We start from the raw sequence: 20,054 nt of genomic DNA, 5'->3' as shown, positions 1-20,054 counted from the left end.
GGGGGCATTATATCGTAACCTGTCGGCGCCCTGGCAATATAAGCCCGTGCGTCAGGCATAAAAAAGGCTGGCACAAGGCCAGCCTGAGAAGCGTTATCGGGAGGGTTACTTCGCTTTGACGGTTTCTTCGCCCACCAGACCAATCTTCAGATAACCCGCCTGGTGCAGGGTATCCATCACTTTCATCATTGTTTCGTAGTCCACGGTCTTATCGGCGCGGAAGAAAACGGTGGTGTCTTTCTTGCCTTCCGTCAGCGCGTTCAGCTCGTTAATCATGCTCTCTTCCGTAATCGGATCGTTACCGAGGAACATGGTTTTGTCCGCTTTTACCGACAGATAAATCGGTTTTTCCGGACGCGGCTGCGGCTGGCTGGAGGAGGCAGGAAGGTTAACCTTCACGTCAACGGTAGCCAGCGGTGCCGCCACCATAAAGATGATCAGCAGCACCAGCATAACGTCGATAAACGGCGTGACGTTGATGTCATGCATCTCGCCGTTATCATCAAGATTCTCGTTAAAATGCATCGCCATGGGGCATCAACCTACTCGTAATTTCTGAGCGGAACGGACCGGCTTAACGCCGCTGGCGCTCAGGTCAAGATCACGGCTTTGCAGCAGCAGCACCTGCGCGGCAACGTCGCCGAGAGAGGCTTTGTAGCTGCCGATCATGCGGGCGAAAATGTTATAGATAACAACGGCAGGAATGGCGGCAAACAGGCCGATAGCCGTTGCCAGCAACGCTTCTGCGATACCCGGAGCGACAACCGCCAGGTTGGTGGTCTGCGTCTGGGCAATCCCGATAAAGCTGTTCATGATACCCCAGACGGTACCGAACAGGCCGACGAACGGCGAGATCGCGCCGATGGTCGCCAGGTAACCGTTGCCACGGCCCATGTAACGGCCGACAAACGCCACGCGGCGCTCAAGGCGGAAACCGGTACGTTCTTTGATGCCTTCGTTATCTTCGACACCTTCGGACAGCGTCAGCTCGTTCTGCGCTTCATTGATAAGCTGCGAGCTCAGGCTCTTCGGATGAAAATTATTTGCGATATCGCTGGCCTGGTCGAGGGAGCGAGCGTCAGCAAGCAGTTGCTGTTCACGCTTGAGGCGGCGTTTGCTGGAGAGAATTTCAGCCCCTTTGCCAAAAAAGATAGCCCATGTGACTACCGACGCCAGAATCAGGCCGATCATCACTACCTTAACGACAATATCGGCATGATGATACATACCCCAAACGGACAGGTCCGCCTGCATCAAATTATTACCCACGCTGAATCTCCAGGACGTAAATCACAAAATCTGAGCACAATAATATCAAAAAAGCATCGAATTGATAGTGGTTCTCATTAGTATTTACACTGTGCAGCAAATCACGTTTAGATTCTTTGCGCTTACGCAGTAAAAAAGCGGCCATCAGCGGATTCCGCGATATTTTTACCCGTATCGACCATTCATCAGTACACGATTGTCCATTCATGCTAGTTTAGACGTCCAGACGTATAAAAGCAGGTAATAAAAACATGGCGGACAAACATCTTGATACCGCGCTGGTGAATGCCGGGCGCAGCAAAAAATATACTCAGGGCTCGGTCAACAGCGTGATTCAGCGTGCCTCGTCGCTGGTTTTCGATACCGTTGAAGCCAAAAAGCAGGCCACCCGCAATCGGGCGAAAGGCGAACTGTTTTATGGCCGTCGCGGCACCCTCACCCACTTTTCCCTACAGGAAGCGATGTGTGAACTGGAAGGCGGCGCCGGCTGCGCGCTGTTCCCTTGCGGGGCGGCGGCGGTAGCCAATACCATTCTGGCGTTCGTCGAACAGGGCGACCATGTGCTGATGACCAACACCGCATACGAGCCCAGCCAGGACTTTTGCACCAAAATCCTCGCGAAACTCGGCGTCACCACCAGCTGGTTTGACCCGCTGGTGGGCGCGGATATCGCCCGTCAGGTCCAGCCAAATACCCGCGTGGTGTTCCTGGAATCTCCCGGCTCTATCACCATGGAAGTCCATGACGTTCCGGCTATTGTTGCCGCCGTGCGCCGCGTGGCGCCAGAAGCGATCATCATGATCGACAATACCTGGGCGGCAGGCGTGCTGTTTAAGGCGCTGGATTTTGGCGTCGATATCTCCATTCAGGCCGGGACGAAGTACCTGATCGGCCACTCCGATGCGATGGTCGGCACCGCGGTATCCAACGCGCGCTGCTGGGATCAACTGCGGGAGAATGCCTACCTGATGGGGCAAATGGTGGATGCGGATACCGCCTATATGACCAGCCGCGGCCTGCGCACCCTCGGCGTTCGCCTGCGTCAGCACCACGAAAGCAGCCTGCAGATTGCCGAATGGCTGGCGCAACATCCGCAGGTCTCACGCGTCAATCACCCTGCACTGCCGGGAAGTAAGGGCCATGAGTTCTGGAAACGCGATTTCACCGGCAGCAGCGGGTTATTCTCTTTTGTCCTCAACAAGCGCCTGACCGACAGCGAGCTGTCAACCTATCTTGACAACTTCAGCCTGTTCAGCATGGCTTACTCCTGGGGCGGCTTTGAGTCGCTGATTCTGGCGAACCAGCCGGAGCAGATCGCCGCCATCCGCCCGGAAGCGGAAGTCGATTTCAGCGGCACGCTGATTCGCCTGCATATTGGATTAGAAAATGTTGACGATCTGCGGGCGGATTTAGCGGCAGGCTTCTCTCGTATCGTGTAAAGTGACGGTGAGTGGCAATAATGGCGGACGCTCTGTATCGGCGGCCGCTTTTGTTGCGCCCGAGATCAAGGTGTTCGGGGCTCTTCAGGAGTACACTACTCGCAAATACGGTACCACTTAGGAAAGTCCATGGTTGTCATTCAAGAGATTGTCGCCGCCCTGTGGCAACATGATTTTGCCGCGTTGGCAAACCCCCAGGTTGTGGGCGTTGTTTATCTGGTCATGTTCACGACATTGTTTCTGGAAAACGGTCTGCTACCCGCTTCATTTTTACCCGGAGACAGCCTGCTGCTGCTCGCCGGGGCGCTCATTGCTAAAGGCGTCATGGACTTTGTGCCGACACTTGCCATTCTTACCGCGGCGGCCAGCCTCGGCTGCTGGTTGAGCTATCTGCAAGGGCGCTGGCTGGGCAATACCGCCACCGTGAAAGGCTGGCTGGCGCATCTGCCGCAAAAGTATCATCAACGTGCGACCTGCATGTTTGATAAACATGGTTTGCTGGCGCTGCTGGCCGGGCGTTTTCTGGCGTTCGTGCGCACCCTGCTCCCGACGATGGCCGGGATCTCCGGGCTGTCAAACCGCCGTTTCCAGTTCTTTAACTGGCTGAGCGCGCTGCTGTGGGTGAGCGTGGTCACCGGTCTGGGCTATGCGCTGAGCATGATCCCGTTCGTCAAACGCCATGAAGACCAGGTCATGACCTGCCTGATGATCCTGCCGATTGCGCTGCTGGTGGCGGGTCTGGTCGGCACCCTGGCCGTGGTTATCAAGAAGAAATACTGCAGCGCGTCATAAGTCATCAATAAGAGAGGGTCTCCTCTCTTATTTCACCTCCGCCACCAGCCTGCCGTTGTACAGCATCAGTTGCTTATCTGCCAGCGCCTCGGCCTCTTCTGGATCATGCGTGACCATAACAATCGTTACCGCCTGGCGGCGCAGCATGCGAACCACCTCCCACAGACGGCTACGTGTTTCCCGATCCAGGCTTGAGAAAGGTTCGTCCAGCAGCAGAAGTCTCGGGCGAGAGATCATCGCCCTGGCCAGCGCCACTCGTTGCTGCTCGCCGCCAGAGATTTGCCGCGGATAACGCTGCGCCAGGTGAGCGATCCCCATCTCGTCTAATAGTGCCATTTGCTGTTTTTTGTCCCGCGGCAGTGCTGCCGCATACTGCGCCAGCGCAAGATTTCCTCGTACCGTCAGATAAGGAAACAGATAAAGCCGTTGATTCAGATAACGACAGGGTCTTTGCCAGGCCGGAAGACCATCAATCCGTTGTCCATCCAGATAAATGGCCCCCCGATCAAGTGCTCCCCCGGCGATGGCATTCAGCAAGGTGGTTTTCCCGCTACCGGAAGGCCCGACAATTGCCACGCAGCTTCCCTTCGGAACGTGGAAACTTATCTCCTGCAAAATCAACGTAGCGATCTGTTCAACGCGTAACATATTCCCTCGTTTTATACAGACGCTGTATCCGATGCAGAGCCACGAGCAGCAACCCCGCCAGCAACATCAGCAGCAGCGCACAACCTATCGCTAACGAAAAATCGCCACTGGCGATATTCAAGTACACGGCCATCGGCAACGTTTCCGTTTTGAAGCGGATAGCACCCGCCAGCATCAGCGTTGCACCAAACTCTCCCAGAGCTCTGGCCAGCGCCAGTACGCCGCCGCTTAGCAGAGAGGGCCAGCAGAGCGGAATTTCCACCAACAGTAGTGTACGAACCGGCGTCAGGCCAAGGTTATGCGCCGTGGCGATATATGCAGGATCGAGTGATGCAAACGCAGCGCTGGCAGAACGAACAACAATCGCGCTGGCGACATAGGTCTGACCGATAATCACACCCAACGGAGAAAATAGCAGTGTGGGCAGTTGCGGAAATATCCCGCTCATCGGTCCACGCTGTCCCAGAAGCAGAAGCAGGCCAATTCCGACGATCAGCGGGGGCGTCACCAACGGAATATCCAGCAGCGCGTCAATAAAGCCCTTTCCCCTGAAATTTGTTCTCGCCATCATCCACGCAGCAGGCACCCCGATAAGCAGCGACAACAGCAGTGACAGCAATGCGGTAACCACTGACATCGCTACGGCAAAATGCAGTTCCGGCTCCCGCAGAACCTGGACCAGCGTGGAAAAATCCAGCTCGACTATCAACGACAGCAGCGAGCCGACAACCAGCATTAACAGTAGACAGAGTGGCGCAAACATCAGCCAGGACAGCGAGTTCCCCTTTCGATTAAACATCAGGATTTATTTTTCCAGCGGCAGATAGCCGAGGTCGGTAAACGTTTTAATCCCCTGTGGGGAGGTAAACGCCTTCGCCAGCTCGCGGGCCGCTTGCGGATGCCTGCTGGTTTGCAAAATCGCCAACGTCGCAACTTCATCGGGCGTATTTGCTGGTACTGGCAGCAGCATCAGGTGCTGCTGATTTTTCACCGCATCCGTCCTGCCGATGACTGCAGCATCTACATCACCATTCAGTAAATAGAGCACTAGCTGTTTTATCGTCGCGGTACGAACAACCACCTTCTGACGCAACGCATCGCCATATCCGGAGGCTTCCAGCAGTTTTTCACCGCTTTTACCCAGTGCGATACTTTGAGAGTCTCCCATTCCTATTTTTAGTGAGCTTTTAGCCAGTGCCTCATAAGAGTTAATACCCGCAGCCCTGTCCTTGCGCACGGCCATCACCGGCGTGTGATGGACGAGTGGAAAAGCAGACGTGACTTTGCCCTGCTGCTGTAATTTGTCGACATAATCGGCCGAGCCGGGGAGGAAAAGATCGCCCTGCTGCGTAAGCTGGTAACGCGTCAGAATTTGTCCGGAACCACCGTACTCGACCGTCACACTATTTCCGCTCTCTTTTTCATATCGGGCAACGATGAGGTCGACCGGAACACGCAGCCCGGCCCCCGCGTACAGATGCAATTCCGTGGCGGCAGACAACTGGCTGCCGGATAGTGCCAAACCGATAAGTAGCCATTTTATTATTTTCATATCGCGTTCTTCCTGCTTATAGTTATTGTGCTGACGGAGGCAGTCCGCTTTTCGCCCGATGGACGCCATGCGGCAAAGAGATGTTTACTGGTGGCATTGTGCAGAACAGATTTCTACCCGTCATACTTCAAGTTGCATGTGTGTTTGTCTGTCCTGCAACTTGAATTATTTAGGATATAAGGCTGCATAAAAAACCACCGATATATAATCACGTATATATCGATATAAAAATGGGTTGAAATCAAAAGAGAAGTGAAAAAATGCTGCGCGGGCAGGAAAGGTATAAGATATCCTTCTTACCGGGAAGGACCACGCCAGCGCCTTCCCGGTTCTGACATTAAATCCCCTGAATCATGCGGATCCGCGCCGCGTCTTCCCCCGGCGTCATGCCAAAATAGCGCTTAAACTCCCGGCTGAACTGCGACGCGCTTTCGTACCCCACGCGCATCGCCGCGGCGCTGGCTTTCATGCCGTCATGGATCATCAGCATCCGCGCTTTGTGCAGTCGATAGTTTTTCAGGTATTGCAGCGGCGAGGTGCTGGTCACCGATTTGAAATTATGGTGAAACGCCGAGACGCTCATATTGGCTTCCGCCGCCAGCTGGTCGACGCTCAGGTTTTCGGTGTACTGGCTTTCGATGCGCTTCAGAACCCGGCTAATCAAACTGAAATGGGTCTGTCGGCTCACCAGCGCCAGCAGCGCGCCGCCACACGGCCCGGTGAGCACGTAGTAGAGCATCTCGCGGATAATCTGTTTCCCGAGGATACGCGCGTCCAGCGGGCGTTCCATCACGTCCAGCAGCCGCTCCGCCGCGCAGAGGATCTCCTCCGATAACGCCGCCGAGTTGATGCCGCTTGAGGCCATCGCGGGCTGAAACTGTTCGTCCTCGCCGATATCCATCAGCAGCTCTTGTAGCTGCAGAATATCGACATTCAGGCGTAACCCCGCCAGCGGCACCTCTGGGGTAGCGAAGGTCTCGCACTCAAACGGCAGCGGTACGGTCAGCAGCAGGTATTCATTGGTGTCATAACGAAAAGTTCGCTCATTGATGTAACCAATTTTATGGCCGGAAAAGAGAAAAACGATGCCGGGCTGGTACATCACCGGGGTACGTGTACCCGGCTGCGTGCCGTACAGCAGACGGATATCTGGCAGCAGCATACTGAGACTTTCTTCTTTATCTTTCAGCGCATTAACTTTATCTGTCAGCAGCTGACATATCTCGGCGCGGTTCATTTTCGGTGACTCTCCAGCGGTTTTCTCACCACTGCATTGTGCGCACATTCCTGCCTTTTCTCCAGCACCATGGAGAAATGGGCAAGACAACGGCAGGAATGTGCATTGAGAGGAACAGGCGACAGGACCACAATGACCGTCATCTGGCCGAGGCATTATCTCTGTCGGCAGTTTTTATTTTTTGAGGACACGCGTAATGAACAATTTCAATCTATATACCCCAACCCGCATCCTGTTTGGCAAAGGCGCTATCGACAACCTGCGCGATCAGCTCCCGGCAGATGCCCGTATTCTGGTGACCTACGGCGGCGGTAGCGTGAAGAAAACCGGCGTGCTCGATCAGGTGCTCAGCGCGCTGAACGGTTTTGACGTGCTGGAGTTTGGCGGGATTGAGCCTAACCCTTCCTATGAAACCCTGATGAACGCCGTCAAAATCGCCCGTGAACAAAAGGTCACCTTCCTGCTGGCCGTTGGCGGCGGTTCGGTACTGGATGGCACTAAGTTCATCGCCGCGGCGGCGCACTATGACGAAAACGTCGACCCGTGGGAAATCCTCGAAACCTACGGCAGCAACGTGAAAAGCGCGATCCCGATGGGCTCCGTGCTGACGCTGCCAGCCACCGGTTCCGAATCTAACAAAGGTGCCGTGGTCTCCCGTAAAACCACCGGCGACAAACGCGCCTTTATGTCTTCTCACGTGCAGCCGGTATTTGCGATCCTCGACCCGGTTTACACCTACACCCTGCCGCCGCGCCAGGTCGCTAACGGGGTAGTTGACGCCTTTGTCCATACCGTTGAGCAGTACGTCACCTATCCGGTTGATGGCAAAATTCAGGATCGCTTTGCCGAAGGCATTCTGCTGACCCTGATTGAAGATGGCCCGAAAGCGCTGCAGGAGCCGGAAAACTACGATGTGCGTGCCAATATCATGTGGGCCGCGACCCAGGCGTTAAACGGCCTGATCGGCGCTGGCGTGCCGCAGGACTGGGCAACCCATATGCTGGGACACGAACTGACTGCGATGCATGGTCTTGACCACGCGCAGACTCTGGCCATCGTGCTGCCGGTGCTGTGGAATGAAAAACGCGATACCAAACGCGCCAAACTGCTGCAGTATGCCGCGCGCGTCTGGAATATCACCGAAGGTTCTGAAGACCAGCGCATCGATGCAGCTATCGCGGCGACGCGTCAATTCTTCGAACAGATGGGCGTCCCAACCCGTCTTTCTGATTACGGCCTCGACGGCAGCTCCATTCCGGCGTTATTGGCTAAACTGGAAGAACATGGCATGACTCAACTGGGTGAAAATCAGGATATCACCCTCGACGTCAGCCGCCGGATTTACGAGGCTGCACGCTAAGTTCGTCCGCGTTCGTCACCTCTCCATCGCCCGATCCGCGGCGATGGAGAAGAGTTTAACTACCGTTTTGAGCTATTTCGTCCAGACTTAATGCTACCCCCTGGCGGAATGAATACCGCCAGGTTTCATTAACAGGAGGAAGGCATGACACATCCCACCGTTATAAAACTGCACGACGGCAATCTGATGCCACAGTTGGGTCTCGGCGTGTGGAAAGCAGGCAACGAGGAAGTCGTCTCCGCCATTCATAAGGCGCTGGAAGTCGGTTATCGCTCCATTGATACCGCCGCAGCCTACCAGAATGAGAGCGGCGTCGGCACGGCGTTAAGCAGTGCAGGCGTCCCACGCGATGAGCTGTTCATTACCACCAAGCTGTGGAATGACGACCAAAAACATCCGCGTGAAGCACTGCAGGAGAGCCTGCGTAAACTGCAGCTCGACTACGTCGATTTATACCTTATCCACTGGCCCGTTCCGGCCGTAGACCACTACGTTGACGCCTGGAAAAACCTGATCGCACTGAAAGAAGAGGGGCTGATCAAGAGCATCGGCGTCTGTAATTTCCAGGTCCACCATCTGCAGCGGCTGCTCGATGAAACTGGCGTAGCGCCGGTTGTCAATCAGGTGGAACTCCATCCCCTGCTACAACAGCGTCAGCTCCATTCCTGGAACGCCACCCACAAGATCCAGACTGAATCCTGGAGCCCGCTGGCACAGGGCGGTGAAGGGGTGTTTGATCAGAAAATTATCCACCATCTGGCAGATAAGTACGGAAAAACGCCGGCGCAAATCGTCATTCGCTGGCATCTAGACAACGGTCTGGTGGTCATTCCTAAATCCGTGACCCCGGCGCGTATCGCCGAAAACTTTAACGTCTGGGACTTCCGTCTCGATAAAGACGAACTGAGTGAAATGGCAAAACTGGACCAGAACAAGCGTCTTGGTCCGGATCCGGATCAGTTTGGCGGATAAAAGTCTGCCGACTAAAAAGTAAAAAGCCGGACTGGCGTGAATACCAGTCCGGCTTTTTTTCAGCTTTTTCAGCTTTTTCAGCGTATTGTCTGCCCGGCAAGCGATACGCCACCGGGCAATACCATCGTCTTAGCGACTGGCGCTCTTAGCGCGCTTTACCGGCTTCTTCGCCGTCGCCTCACCGTTCGAACGCTGATGCACAATTGGCGTATGTTTGGTTAACGCCGGGCGCGTGTGGCGGTTCTGACGGCGTGCTTCACGCATCTCATCAAGGGTCGGTGCAGGCACCAGACACTCGCGGCGTGAGCCAATCAGGTGTTTTTTGCCCATGGTCTCCAGCGCCTGACGAATCAGCGGCCAGTTTGCCGGATCATGGTAACGCAGCAGCGCTTTATGCAGACGACGCTGTTTGTCCCCTTTCGGCACCACAATGTCTTCACTCTTATAGCCAATTTTACCCAGCGGGTTCTTGCCGGTGTAATACATGGTGGTCGAGTTGGCCAGCGGCGACGGATAGAAGTTCTGCACCTGATCGAGACGGAAACGGTTTTTCTTCAGCCACAGCGCCAGGTTCACCATATCTTCGTCACGGGTTCCCGGGTGAGCGGAAATAAAGTACGGGATCAGGTACTGCTCTTTGCCCGCCTGCTTCGAATAGGTATCGAACAGCTCTTTAAAGCGGTCGTAGCTGCCCATTCCCGGCTTCATCATTTTCGACAGCGGGCCTTCTTCGGTATGTTCCGGCGCGATCTTCAGATAGCCGCCCACGTGGTGGGTCGCCAGCTCTTTGATGTAACGCGGATCCTCAACGGCGATGTCATAGCGCACACCTGAAGCGATCAGGATTTTTTTGATCCCTTTCAGATCGCGAGCGCGGCGATACAGATTAATCGTTGGCTCATGGTTGGTGTCCATGTGCGGGCAGATATCAGGATAGACGCAGGACAAGCGGCGGCAGGTTTGCTCAGCACGCGGTGACTTACAGCGCAGCATATACATGTTGGCCGTTGGACCACCAAGATCGGAGATAATACCGGTAAAGCCCGGTACCGTGTCGCGAATGGCTTCGATTTCGTTAATGATCGAATCTTCGGAACGGCTCTGAATAATGCGCCCTTCATGCTCGGTGATCGAACAGAACGAACAGCCGCCGAAACAGCCGCGCATGATGTTGATCGAGAAGCGGATCATCTCGTAAGCCGGGATACGTTCGTCGCCGTAGACCGGGTGCGGAACGCGCTTATACGGCAGCGCAAACACGCTATCCATCTCTTCCGTCGACAGCGGGATCGCCGGTGGGTTTACCCAGATATAACGCTCGCCGTGCTTTTGCATCAGCGCGCGGGCGCAGCCAGGGTTGGTCTCATGATGCAGAATACGTGACGCATGGGCGTAAAGTACCTTGTCCCCTTTGACCTTCTCGAAGGAAGGCAGCAGAACGTAGGTCTTTTCCCATGGTTTCGGGCGCGGCGGCTGAACGGTCACCTGTTTGGCTTCTTGTTTCGGCGGCGCCACGGTTTTGTTATCGGCGCACGGCAGATCTTCCCCGTACGGGTGCGGAATCGGGTCGATTCTGCCCGGGGTGTCCAGACGCGTGGAGTCCACGCCGCTCCAGCCAGGCAGCGCCTCTTTGACCATAATGGCGGTGTTGCGCACGTCGCGAATGTGGCCAATCGGCTCGCCGGCGGCCAGACGATGCGCCACTTCAACCAGCGGGCGTTCGCCGTTGCCGAACATCAGCATATCGGCCTTCGAGTCCACCAGCACCGAACGGCGTACGGTATCAGACCAGTAATCATAATGCGCGGTACGACGCAGGCTGGCTTCGATGCCGCCGAGGATAACCGGGACATCTTTCCACGCTTCTTTGCAGCGCTGGGTATAAACCAGGGTGGCGCGGTCCGGGCGTTTACCGGCAACGTTGCCGGCGGTGTAGGCATCGTCGTGACGCAGTTTACGGTCGGCGGTATAGCGGTTGATCATCGAATCCATGTTGCCGGCGGTGACGCCGAAGAACAGGTTCGGTTTACCCAAACGCATAAAGTCATTTTTATTGTTCCAGTCCGGCTGGGAAATAATCCCGACGCGGAACCCCTGCGCTTCCAGCATGCGCCCGCAGATAGCCATACCGAAGCTCGGATGGTCAACATAAGCATCGCCGGTTACCAGAATAATGTCGCAGCTATCCCAGCCAAGTTGATCCATCTCTTCGCGTGACATTGGTAAAAACGGCGCGGGGCCAAAGCAGGCGGCCCAGTACTGCGGCCAGGAAAAAAGGTCACGATCCGGTTGGATCAGGGATATTGCGCTCATATTGCTTCCGGAAAAATGATAAAAAAATAATCAAAGGCCGGCGATTATAAGCCGGATCGATGATAGAAATGAAGGGAGATTTTCTTATACCCCAACCATGATGCGGCTGGGGTATGCGGCATTACGGTGCCGGATTTACCAGGATCTGACCGATAGATCCACGGTCGGCAAGTTCCAGCGTCTGGCTTAAGTACTGGAACGGGAAGTGTGGCCAGGAAGGCTGGGTGTAGTACACCAGCAGCTCCACCTGCCCGTCGATCCACACGGTATCTTTCCAGCCGCGATCTTCCGGGAACGGAACAGAACCGTTAACGTTGCGCACCTGGAACATCACGCCTTCAATATGGAACGACTGCGGCCGATCGGCACGCACCGTCCAGCGCTCCCATGTCCCCTGCTGCGCGGTAATATCAATGCGTTGCGGATCCCACAGATTGCCGTTAATACCCGGATCGTCGCCCAGCGTGATATCGCGGGTGCGGGTCGGCGTCCCGGTGAGAATTTCCGTCGGCAGCAGACGCACCGGCAGGCTATCGGTCACCAGCGGCAGCAGGCCCGTCGGACGCAGCGTTAATAGCAGGGTAGAAATCAGGATGCTTGAAGGTTCGAAGAAGCCCCGAATACGATCAACAATGCTGGCCGCTTCACCGCAGGTGATCGACACTTCATCGCCGTTGGTCATATCGACCAGGATTTCGCGCCGCTCGCCGGGAGCCAGCGATAGCTGCTTCAACGACACCGGGGCCGGTAAAAAGCCCTGGTCGCCAGAAATAACATGTATCAGCCGGCCATCGCTCATCTGCAGCTGATAGCGACGGGAGTTAGAGGCATTCAGCAGGCGCAGGCGCACCCAACCGCGTGACACTTCGACATACGGGCTCTGCGCGCCGTTCGCCAACAGCGTATCGCCAACAAAACCACCGCTGCCCGGCTCGCTATACTCCGGCGTACCGAAGTTATCCAGGCGCTTATCCTGAATGATCACCGGGAAGTCGTCGACGCCGTAGTGATTCGGCACCGGGAGATTTTTGCTGACCTCATCTTCTATCAGCCACATCCCGGCCAGACCGTTGTAGACCTGTTTGGCCATATGGTTGGGGGTGTTCGCCTGATACCAGAGGGTGGAAGCGCCCTGGCGAATCGGCAGCACCGGCGCCCAATCGGCGTTCGGCGACATCATGCGGGCCGCCCCGCCAATCAGCGGGCCGGGAACCTGCAGGCCGCGAACGGTCATGGCGACGTTTTCCGTCAGACGGTTGCTGTAGATAAGCTTTACATCATCCCCATTCCACACGCGGATTGTCGGCCCAAGGTAGCGACCGTTCACGCCCCAGACCGACGCGCGGGTGCCGGGAGTAAATGACCAGTGCGCCCGCTGCAGGGTTAAAAACAGCGGTTGGCCGCGGCGCGACTCCAGCAGCGGCGGCACCGGCAGTGCAGGCTGTTGGCCGGCGGCATGTGCGTTCAGCGGCACGGCTCCCGCGCAAAGCGCTACGCCTGAAGCCTTAATAAACTGACGCCGACTGAATGACATATTAACTCCATGAAATACAAACAAATCAAAAGGGGAATTCGTTTCCCGCTAGCCACGTGCACGCGCTATCGCGGCAGTTCCTGTTTTATTTCTTTGCCGCCGCTTCGCGCTCGGCAACTTCACGATCTAACTCTTCAATCTTCGCGGCCATCAGTTCGCGGCAGTGCGTTGCCAGCGCGCGAACGTTCTCTTTACCATACTGGCTGGTATCGACCGGCGGCAGCATTTCAACAATCACCAGACCGTTGTTCAGGCGATTGAGGTTAATTTTATTCGAAGTGTTAGAAACGCATACCGGAATAATTGGCACGCCAGCAGCGACAGCCGCATGGAAAGCGCCGGTTTTAAACGGCAGCAGGCCACGGCCACGGCTACGGGTACCTTCCGGGAACATCCAGAAAGAGACGTTGCGTTTTTTAAACGAATCGACGACCTGCGAAATCGTTCCGTGCGCTTTCGCCCGGTTATTTCGGTCAATCAGCAGGTTCCCCGTCAACCAGTAAAGCAGGCCAAAGAACGGGATCCACACCAGGCTCTTTTTACCTACGGTCACGGTCGGCGGCTGCACGATATTGGATGCCGTCACCATATCATAGTTGTTCTGATGGTTAGCGATGTAGATCGCATTCCCATACTGCTCAGCATCGGCAGGCTTACGCGTTTCTACTTTCAGGCCAAATACCGGGGACAGCCGGCCAAACAGATGCCCGAAGGTGGCAACATGTTTTGGATTCCGTGGGCTGAACAAGCAGTAAATACAGCCAAATATGCACACAAAGATACAATAAATAACAACAACAATTAGTCGAAAAATAAATAGCATAGCTACCTCTAAAACCCAAACCGCCTGACTCGTTGTTTAGCAGATTGCTGGCGCCGGGGTTATGCGCCGATCGCCCCGGTAGATATTGAATGATTTTGCGCCTATTGTTAATCGCAACACCTGAATAAACAACGATTTTGCGGCAAATTTTAGCACCCCCGGTTTTGCGCCAGGGGATGCTCATCTTACTCTTCGCTATCACCTGCCGATGCGCGACGCGGTGAATCAATCTCCACGCGGTCGATTTTCTGCAATCCGCGCATCAATGAACCGCGACGACCGCGTTCACCGGTGACTTTTTGCAGCTCTTCCGGACGAAGTTTGATCTTACGCTTGCCGACATGAATCGTCAGCGTGCTCTGCGGCGGCAGTACAAACAGGTGCGCCAGACCATCCTGCCCGGAGGCGGCTTCCGCCGAAGGAATATTGATAATCTTATTCCCTTTGCCTTTGGACAGTTGCGGCAGGTCGCTGACCGGGAACATCAGCATACGCCCGGCCGAGGTTATCGCCAGCAGCATGTCGGACTCATCTTCAATGACCAGCGGCTCCATCACCCGGGCGTTATCCGGCAGCGTGATCAGCGCCTTGCCCGCACGGTTGCGCGCCACCAGGTCGTTGAAGGTGCAGACGAAACCGTAGCCGGCATCAGAAGCCATCAGCAGCTTACGGTCGTCGTTTTCCATCAGCATGTGTTCCACGCTGGCGCCCGGCGGCAGCGTCAGCTTACCGGTAATCGGCTCGCCCTGGCCGCGTGCCGAAGGCAGCGTAATCGGATCGATGGCGTAGCTTCGTCCAGTGGTATCAATGAACACCACCGGCTGGTTGCTCTTGCCTTTCGACGAGGCTTTCCAGCTGTCACCCGCTTTATAGCTCAGGCCCTGCGCATCGATGTCATGGCCCTTGGCGCTGCGCACCCAGCCCATTTGCGACAGCACGATGGTCACCGGCTCGGACGGCAGCATGTCGTGCTCGCTCATCGCTTTCGCTTCTTCACGCTCGCGCAGCGGTGAGCGACGATCGTCACCAAAGGTGTCGGCGTCGGCCTGCAGCTCTTTCTTCAGCAGGTTATTCATTTTGCGTTCTGACGCGAGGATCGCCTGCAGCTGATCGCGCTCTTTTTCCAGCTCGTTCTGCTCGCCGCGGATCTTCATCTCTTCCAGTTTGGCGAGATGGCGCAGTTTTAACTCGAGGATCGCTTCCGCCTGGGTTTCGCTGATGCCAAAGCGCGACATCAGGGCCGGCTTCGGTTCGTCCTCGTGGCGGATAATTTCAATCACTTCATCGATATTGAGGAAGGCGACCAGCAAACCTTCCAGGATATGCAGCCGCTTGAGCACCTTCTCCAGACGGTAGCTCAGACGACGACGCACGGTATCGCGACGGAAGGTCAGCCACTCCGACAGGATCTCCAGCAGGTTTTTCACCGCCGGGCGATTGTCGAGGCCGATCATGTTCAGGTTAATGCGATAGCTTTTTTCGAGGTCGGTGGTGGCGAACAGGTGGTTCATCACCTGCTCCATGTCCACGCGGTTGGAGCGCGGGACAATCACCAGACGGGTCGGATTCTCGTGATCCGATTCGTCACGCAGATCGTCAACCATCGGCAGCTTTTTATTGCGCATCTGGGCGGCGATTTGCTCCAGCACACGCGCGCCGGAAACCTGATGCGGCAGCGCGCTGATCACCACCGCGCCGTCTTCTTTCTTCCATACCGCACGCATGCGCACCGAGCCGCGACCATTCTGGTAGATTTTGCGGATTTCAGCGCGCGGGGTGATGATCTCCGCTTCGGTCGGGTAATCTGGCCCGTGGACGATATCCAGCAGCTCGTCGAGCGAGGTCTGCGGCTTTTCGATCAGGGTGATCGCCGCCTGTGCCACTTCACGCAGGTTGTGCGGAGGAATATCGGTTGCCATCCCCACGGCGATGCCGGTGGTGCCGTTGAGCAAAATATTCGGCAGGCGCGCAGGCAGCATTTTCGGCTCCTGCATCGTCCCGTCAAAGTTCGGCACCCAGTCGACGGTTCCCTGGCCCAGTTCGCTCAGCAGCAGTTCTGCATACTTCGACAAACGGGATTCGGTGTAACGCATCGCGGCGAAGGATTTAGGATCGTCCGGTGCACCCCAGTTCCCCTGCCCGTCCACCAGCGGATAACGGTAGGAGAATGGCTGCGCCATCAGCACCATGGCTTCATAGCAGGCGCTATCGCCGTGCGGGTGATATTTACCCAGCACGTCACCAACGGTGCGGGCGGACTTTTTGAACTTAGCACTGGCGTTCAGTCCCAGCTCGGACATCGCATAAACGATGCGACGCTGGACCGGCTTCAGGCCATCGCCAATAAACGGTAATGCCCTGTCCATGATGACGTACATGGAATAGTTCAGGTAGGCATTTTCCGTAAATTCATGCAGCGCAAGGCGCTCTGCCATATCGCTCATTAATCGTGAATCCTCAATCTGCGTACCGACCGTGCGGGCGGCAAAACTACCGGCGATAATACCCGATCTCACGCCCTGAGTCACAGGCCGTGAGATCGACTGAGGATTCCGTTAGCGCGAATCAGCGCAACGGCAGATAAATATCGGTCTGCAGCTCGTGTTCGCCGACGTCATGCACGAAGTTGAGGTAACGGAAAAACACCGGAAAATCGCGCAGCGCCTCGCCTGACGTCGGTAGCCAGTCACGGTAAAGAGACCAGATACTTTGTGCGAGCGTATCCAGAGAGCCGTGGTGGCGCGCCACTGCACATCGCCCGCCCGGAATATTGCCATTCACAACGCCAAAGGTGTTTTCCGCTATCGGTTCACTGACGGACCCGCAGATATCAAAGCGGAATTCGTCTGCGGGGGTGGTCGCGGGATCGTCCCACGAGACGCCCCAGGTCGCGCAGGTGACAACCGGCGATAATCCGCTCGCTTTGCGCCAGGCGATAAACTGCGCCGCCGTTGTATTAACCAAATCAGGACTGCCGCGGTGACGTAACATCGCCACCTGCGTGTCGGGAAACTGAACTATTTTAACCATCATCGGATGTTGCTCCTGTAACCTGTGTTTCGGTACGCGTCGATGCCACTCCTGCCAGTCCGGTTGTTGACGGAACTGGCTGGGGCTTTGAGCGAACGCGGCACGGAAGGCACGACTGAACGATTCCGGATTCTGAAACCCGGCATCCAGGGCAATATCGATAATTTTATCCTGCGGCTTGAACACCAGGCGCCAGCAGGCGCGGCGCAAACGCAGCCACTGAATATAGCGATACAGCGGCACGCCGCTATAGGCAGTAAATTGCCGGTGAAAGTGATACGGCGAGCTATGCGCGATCGCGCTCAGCGTCTCCAGCGACAGGGATTCATCCAGATGACGCTCAATGTATAAACACACGCGCTGAAAACGCCCGGCGTACACCGGGCTTGTCCTGGTCTCGTTCATCGTCTCCTCCTCCGGACATACTCTGGCAGAGCGAGAATAGCGATTCCTGACCGATCTTGCGCGATGTCGCGATTACGGGGCGACTTTGGTGATTTGTTTGACGTCGATCTCCACCGAGTTCCAGTCTTTATCGACCTCGCCCTGAATTTCCACGGTGTCCTGCGGCGTCACGGTCAGGCCGTTCCAGCGCTTGTGATCGATATCCACATTCACGGTTCCGGAAGCATCCTGGAATTTGTACAGGTCGTCGGAGATGCGCTGAACAATTTTACCGCGCAGGGTCACCCAGGTGTCATCGCGCAGCGATTTGGCATTCTCCACCGTCGTGACGCTGCCGTTCGGGCCAATAAAGCCGCCGTTTTGCGTTGACGTCTGGCTGGATTGCGTGGCGGCAGGTCCGTTGAAACCGCCCTGCTCCGCCGCCAGTACCGGCATGGAAATTAAGGCCACGATAGCGGTCATTGCAGCAATTTTCTTCATGATAGGTTCTCCCTTTATGTTTATATCGTCACGATTACATCAGGCAAAACTTAACAACTTCTTAAGCGGTAAAAAGAAATTTTATTGCTGTACAGCGACGGTTGCAACGCGGTTTACTGCCTCTAGATCACATGGATTTCAAGTTGCAGGCAGGCGAGCCCCACAGGAGTGACCAATGCGTATTTTACTGGTGGAAGACGATAAGCTCATCGGCGATGGCATTAAAGCCGGGCTGGCAAAAATGGGCTTTAGCGTCGACTGGTTTACCCGCGGCGAAGCCGGACAAGCCGCGCTCTATACCGCCCCTTACGATGCGGTGATCCTCGACCTGACGCTGCCCGGTATCGACGGGCTGGATATCCTGCGCGCGTGGCGCGATCGGGGTCATCATGAGCCGGTGCTGATCCTCACCGCTCGCGATGCGCTCAATCAGCGGGTAGAAGGGTTGCGCCTCGGCGCCGATGATTATCTGTGTAAACCCTTCGCGCTGATTGAAGTTGCCGCCCGCCTGGAAGCGCTGGTTCGCCGCGCACACGGCCAGAGCAGCAGCCAACTGCGTCATGGCGAGGTCACGCTGGATCCCAGCGGCCTGACGGTGACGGTGAACGGCGAAAATCTACCGCTAAAACCCAAGGAGTTCGCCTTGCTGGAACTACTGATGCGCAATGCCGGACGCGTCCTGCCGCGTAAGCTGATTGAAGAGAAGCTTTATACCTGGGACGACGATGTCTCCAGCAACGCGGTCGAGGTGCACGTGCATCACCTGCGGCGCAAGCTCGGCAGCGAATTTATTCGTACCGTTCACGGTATCGGCTACACCCTCGGTGACGCATGAAACGCCTGAGCCTACGCCTGCGTCTGACGCTACTCTTTTTTCTGCTGACCAGCGCCGCCTGGGGCATCGCCAGCTTTATTGCCTGGCAACAAACCACCGAAAAGCTGGATAAGCTGTTTGATACCCAGCAACTGCTGTTTGCCCGCCGCCTGAGCACCATCAATTTCGACGAACTGCACACCCTGCCTCCGCAGATCAGGGCCAAAAAGAAGGTCAAACACGGGCATCTTGATGACGATGCGCTGGCGTTCGCTATTTTCAGCGCCGACGGCAAGAACATCATGCACGATGGCGAAAACGGCCAGGATATCCCGTGGAATAACCGCCGGGAGGGGTTCAGCGATGGCCATCTGAATAATGATGACGACGAATGGCGCTTTCTCCAGTTAACCACCCGCGATGGCCGCTACCGCATCGTCGTCGGGCAGGAGTGGGACTACCGCCGGGAGATGGCGCTGGATATCGTCACCTCGCAGCTGACGCCGTGGCTGGTGGCGCTGCCGCTAATGTTCCTGTTGCTGATTGTACTGTTAAGCCGCGAGCTGGCGCCGCTGAAACAGCTGGCCCGCACCCTGCGCCTGCGCGCGCCTGACTCAGCCGAATCGCTGGACGTCGACAAGGTGCACAGCGAAGTCAGGCCGCTGGTCGAGGCGCTGAATCAGCTGTTTGCCCGCACCCATGACACCATGATGCGCGAGCGGCGGTTCACCTCCGATGCCGCCCACGAACTGCGTAGCCCGCTGGCGGCGCTGAAGGTTCAGACCGAGGTCGCTCAGCTGTCGACGGACGACCCGCAGGGGCGCGACAGGGCGCTGGCGCAGCTGCATGAAGGGATTGACCGCGCTACCCGGTTGGTAGACCAGCTCCTGACGCTGTCGCGTCTGGATTCACTGGCCCAGCTTGATGACGTGCAGACCCTTGCCATAGATGAGCTGCTGCAATCGTCGGTAATGGAGATGTACCACATTGCGCAGCAGGCCGGGACTGAGCTGCGCCTGCATCTGCACGCCAGCCATGTCACCCGCCAGGGGCAGCCGCTGTTGCTGAGCCTGCTGGTGCGTAACCTGCTGGATAATGCGGTACGCTACAGTCCGCGCGGCAGCCAGGTGGATATCACCCTCGATGCCCGCCAGTTTACCGTCCGTGATAACGGCCCGGGCATTAGCCCTGAGGCGCTGGCGCGCATCGGCGAGCGCTTCTATCGTCCGCCGGGCCAGGATGCTCCCGGCAGCGGGCTGGGGCTCTCCATCGTCCGTCGGATCGCCGCGCTGCATCAGATGACGGTGGATTTCAACGCCGTCCACGAAGGCGGTTTCGAGGCGCGGGTACGCTGGTAGCCGTTATTATTGCGAATACAGCAAAAGA

Annotated in this window: 17 protein-coding genes and 1 pseudogene; 6 read left to right on the top strand and 12 right to left on the bottom strand. The window is 56.4% G+C overall.

What is annotated here, in order from left to right; all coding sequences use genetic code 11:
• Window positions 1-105 precede the first annotated feature (105 nt).
• Both exbD and exbB read right to left on the bottom strand, forming a co-directional pair.
• The gene (gene exbD, locus HF679_RS22050) at window positions 106-531 is read right to left on the bottom strand and encodes a TonB system transport protein ExbD (protein WP_123756465.1); all 426 of its coding nucleotides are present in this window, start codon (window positions 529-531) and stop codon (window positions 106-108) included.
• Window positions 532-537: 6 nt separating this feature from the next.
• Window positions 538-1,269, bottom strand: coding sequence for a tol-pal system-associated acyl-CoA thioesterase (gene exbB / locus HF679_RS22045; protein ID WP_123756464.1), 732 nt, complete (start codon window positions 1,267-1,269; stop codon window positions 538-540).
• A 251-nt stretch (window positions 1,270-1,520) separates the two neighbouring features.
• On the opposite strand from exbB, the gene metC reads away from it, so the two are divergent.
• The gene (metC, locus tag HF679_RS22040) at window positions 1,521-2,708 is read left to right on the top strand and encodes a cystathionine beta-lyase (protein WP_123756463.1); all 1,188 of its coding nucleotides are present in this window, start codon (window positions 1,521-1,523) and stop codon (window positions 2,706-2,708) included.
• Window positions 2,709-2,837: 129 nt separating this feature from the next.
• Entirely contained in the window at window positions 2,838-3,500 is a 663-nt protein-coding gene (yghB, locus tag HF679_RS22035; protein WP_123756462.1) for a DedA family general envelope maintenance protein YghB, read from the top strand.
• Between the two features lie 27 nt (window positions 3,501-3,527).
• Here the strand turns inward: yghB and HF679_RS22030 are convergent, their stop codons facing one another.
• The 4 genes from HF679_RS22030 to HF679_RS22015 form a co-directional block, all read right to left on the bottom strand.
• On the bottom strand, window positions 3,528-4,148 hold the full coding sequence (locus HF679_RS22030; protein ID WP_123756461.1) for an ABC transporter ATP-binding protein: 621 nt from the start codon (window positions 4,146-4,148) through the stop codon (window positions 3,528-3,530).
• Window positions 4,135-4,947 (bottom strand): ABC transporter permease, encoded by an 813-nt coding sequence (locus HF679_RS22025; RefSeq protein ID WP_123756460.1) that lies wholly within the window; start codon window positions 4,945-4,947, stop codon window positions 4,135-4,137. The genes HF679_RS22030 and HF679_RS22025 overlap by 14 nt, the downstream gene beginning before the upstream one ends.
• A gap of 6 nt (window positions 4,948-4,953) precedes the next feature.
• Window positions 4,954-5,700, bottom strand: coding sequence for a molybdate ABC transporter substrate-binding protein (gene modA / locus HF679_RS22020; RefSeq protein ID WP_123756459.1), 747 nt, complete (start codon window positions 5,698-5,700; stop codon window positions 4,954-4,956).
• 337 nt (window positions 5,701-6,037) lie between these two features.
• Window positions 6,038-6,937, bottom strand: a complete 900-nt coding sequence (locus HF679_RS22015) for an AraC family transcriptional regulator (protein ID WP_123756458.1) — start codon at window positions 6,935-6,937, stop codon at window positions 6,038-6,040.
• Window positions 6,938-7,133: 196 nt separating this feature from the next.
• Here HF679_RS22015 and yqhD point away from each other — a divergent pair, with 196 nt between their 5' ends.
• Both yqhD and dkgA read left to right on the top strand, forming a co-directional pair.
• Complete coding sequence (gene yqhD, locus HF679_RS22010) at window positions 7,134-8,297, top strand: alcohol dehydrogenase (RefSeq protein ID WP_123756457.1); 1,164 nt, start codon at window positions 7,134-7,136, stop codon at window positions 8,295-8,297.
• Between the two features lie 144 nt (window positions 8,298-8,441).
• Complete coding sequence (dkgA, locus tag HF679_RS22005; protein ID WP_123756456.1) at window positions 8,442-9,269, top strand: 2,5-didehydrogluconate reductase DkgA; 828 nt, start codon at window positions 8,442-8,444, stop codon at window positions 9,267-9,269.
• 162 nt (window positions 9,270-9,431) lie between these two features.
• Here dkgA and HF679_RS22000 read toward each other — a convergent pair.
• The 6 genes and pseudogenes from HF679_RS22000 to HF679_RS21975 all read right to left on the bottom strand — a co-directional run.
• A pseudogene (locus HF679_RS22000) lies at window positions 9,432-11,670 on the bottom strand (YgiQ family radical SAM protein); the annotation flags it as partial.
• A gap of 33 nt (window positions 11,671-11,703) precedes the next feature.
• Window positions 11,704-13,116 carry a cell division protein FtsP gene (gene ftsP / locus HF679_RS21995; RefSeq protein ID WP_123756454.1) on the bottom strand — a complete coding sequence of 471 codons (1,413 nt, stop codon included), beginning with the start codon at window positions 13,114-13,116 and terminating at the stop codon, window positions 11,704-11,706.
• Between the two features lie 85 nt (window positions 13,117-13,201).
• Window positions 13,202-13,939: a 1-acylglycerol-3-phosphate O-acyltransferase gene (gene plsC, locus HF679_RS21990; RefSeq protein WP_123756453.1), complete on the bottom strand. Its 738-nt coding sequence runs from the start codon at window positions 13,937-13,939 to the stop codon at window positions 13,202-13,204.
• Between the two features lie 185 nt (window positions 13,940-14,124).
• A complete protein-coding gene (gene parC / locus HF679_RS21985; RefSeq protein WP_154144084.1) occupies window positions 14,125-16,383 on the bottom strand; it encodes a DNA topoisomerase IV subunit A in 2,259 nt (752 codons plus the stop codon).
• 121 nt (window positions 16,384-16,504) lie between these two features.
• Window positions 16,505-17,374 carry a GyrI-like domain-containing protein gene (locus HF679_RS21980; RefSeq protein ID WP_123756451.1) on the bottom strand — a complete coding sequence of 290 codons (870 nt, stop codon included), beginning with the start codon at window positions 17,372-17,374 and terminating at the stop codon, window positions 16,505-16,507.
• A gap of 72 nt (window positions 17,375-17,446) precedes the next feature.
• Window positions 17,447-17,854: a YgiW/YdeI family stress tolerance OB fold protein gene (locus tag HF679_RS21975; RefSeq protein WP_123756450.1), complete on the bottom strand. Its 408-nt coding sequence runs from the start codon at window positions 17,852-17,854 to the stop codon at window positions 17,447-17,449.
• 175 nt (window positions 17,855-18,029) lie between these two features.
• On the opposite strand from HF679_RS21975, the gene qseB reads away from it, so the two are divergent.
• Together qseB and qseC are read left to right on the top strand one after the other, a co-directional pair.
• A complete protein-coding gene (gene qseB / locus HF679_RS21970; protein WP_154144085.1) occupies window positions 18,030-18,689 on the top strand; it encodes a quorum sensing response regulator transcription factor QseB in 660 nt (219 codons plus the stop codon).
• A complete protein-coding gene (gene qseC, locus HF679_RS21965; RefSeq protein ID WP_187042376.1) occupies window positions 18,686-20,026 on the top strand; it encodes a quorum sensing histidine kinase QseC in 1,341 nt (446 codons plus the stop codon). Before qseB ends, qseC begins: the two co-directional genes overlap by 4 nt.
• The last annotated feature ends 28 nt before the right edge of the window (window positions 20,027-20,054 follow it).

Origin of the sequence: Enterobacter sp. JUb54 (assembly GCF_014298075.1) — a bacterium.
GTDB classification, from domain to species: domain Bacteria; phylum Pseudomonadota; class Gammaproteobacteria; order Enterobacterales; family Enterobacteriaceae; genus Klebsiella; species Klebsiella lignicola.
Note: the sequence above shows the minus strand (reverse complement) of the source record. Positions and strands in the feature narration are given on the sequence as shown.

What these genes read in the sequence shown, in the direction of transcription:
- exbD (WP_123756465.1), bottom strand. Translation starts at nt 531, where the DNA reads ATGGCGATGCATTTTAACGAGAATCTTGATGATAACGGCGAGATGCAT.
- metC (WP_123756463.1), top strand. Translation starts at nt 1,521, where the DNA reads ATGGCGGACAAACATCTTGATACCGCGCTGGTGAATGCCGGGCGCAGC.
- yghB (WP_123756462.1), top strand. Translation starts at nt 2,838, where the DNA reads ATGGTTGTCATTCAAGAGATTGTCGCCGCCCTGTGGCAACATGATTTT.
- HF679_RS22030 (WP_123756461.1), bottom strand. Translation starts at nt 4,148, where the DNA reads ATGTTACGCGTTGAACAGATCGCTACGTTGATTTTGCAGGAGATAAGT.
- HF679_RS22025 (WP_123756460.1), bottom strand. Translation starts at nt 4,947, where the DNA reads ATGTTTAATCGAAAGGGGAACTCGCTGTCCTGGCTGATGTTTGCGCCA.
- modA (WP_123756459.1), bottom strand. Translation starts at nt 5,700, where the DNA reads ATGAAAATAATAAAATGGCTACTTATCGGTTTGGCACTATCCGGCAGC.
- HF679_RS22015 (WP_123756458.1), bottom strand. Translation starts at nt 6,937, where the DNA reads ATGAACCGCGCCGAGATATGTCAGCTGCTGACAGATAAAGTTAATGCG.
- yqhD (WP_123756457.1), top strand. Translation starts at nt 7,134, where the DNA reads ATGAACAATTTCAATCTATATACCCCAACCCGCATCCTGTTTGGCAAA.
- dkgA (WP_123756456.1), top strand. Translation starts at nt 8,442, where the DNA reads ATGACACATCCCACCGTTATAAAACTGCACGACGGCAATCTGATGCCA.
- ftsP (WP_123756454.1), bottom strand. Translation starts at nt 13,116, where the DNA reads ATGTCATTCAGTCGGCGTCAGTTTATTAAGGCTTCAGGCGTAGCGCTT.
- plsC (WP_123756453.1), bottom strand. Translation starts at nt 13,939, where the DNA reads ATGCTATTTATTTTTCGACTAATTGTTGTTGTTATTTATTGTATCTTT.
- parC (WP_154144084.1), bottom strand. Translation starts at nt 16,383, where the DNA reads ATGAGCGATATGGCAGAGCGCCTTGCGCTGCATGAATTTACGGAAAAT.
- HF679_RS21980 (WP_123756451.1), bottom strand. Translation starts at nt 17,374, where the DNA reads ATGAACGAGACCAGGACAAGCCCGGTGTACGCCGGGCGTTTTCAGCGC.
- HF679_RS21975 (WP_123756450.1), bottom strand. Translation starts at nt 17,854, where the DNA reads ATGAAGAAAATTGCTGCAATGACCGCTATCGTGGCCTTAATTTCCATG.
- qseB (WP_154144085.1), top strand. Translation starts at nt 18,030, where the DNA reads ATGCGTATTTTACTGGTGGAAGACGATAAGCTCATCGGCGATGGCATT.
- qseC (WP_187042376.1), top strand. Translation starts at nt 18,686, where the DNA reads ATGAAACGCCTGAGCCTACGCCTGCGTCTGACGCTACTCTTTTTTCTG.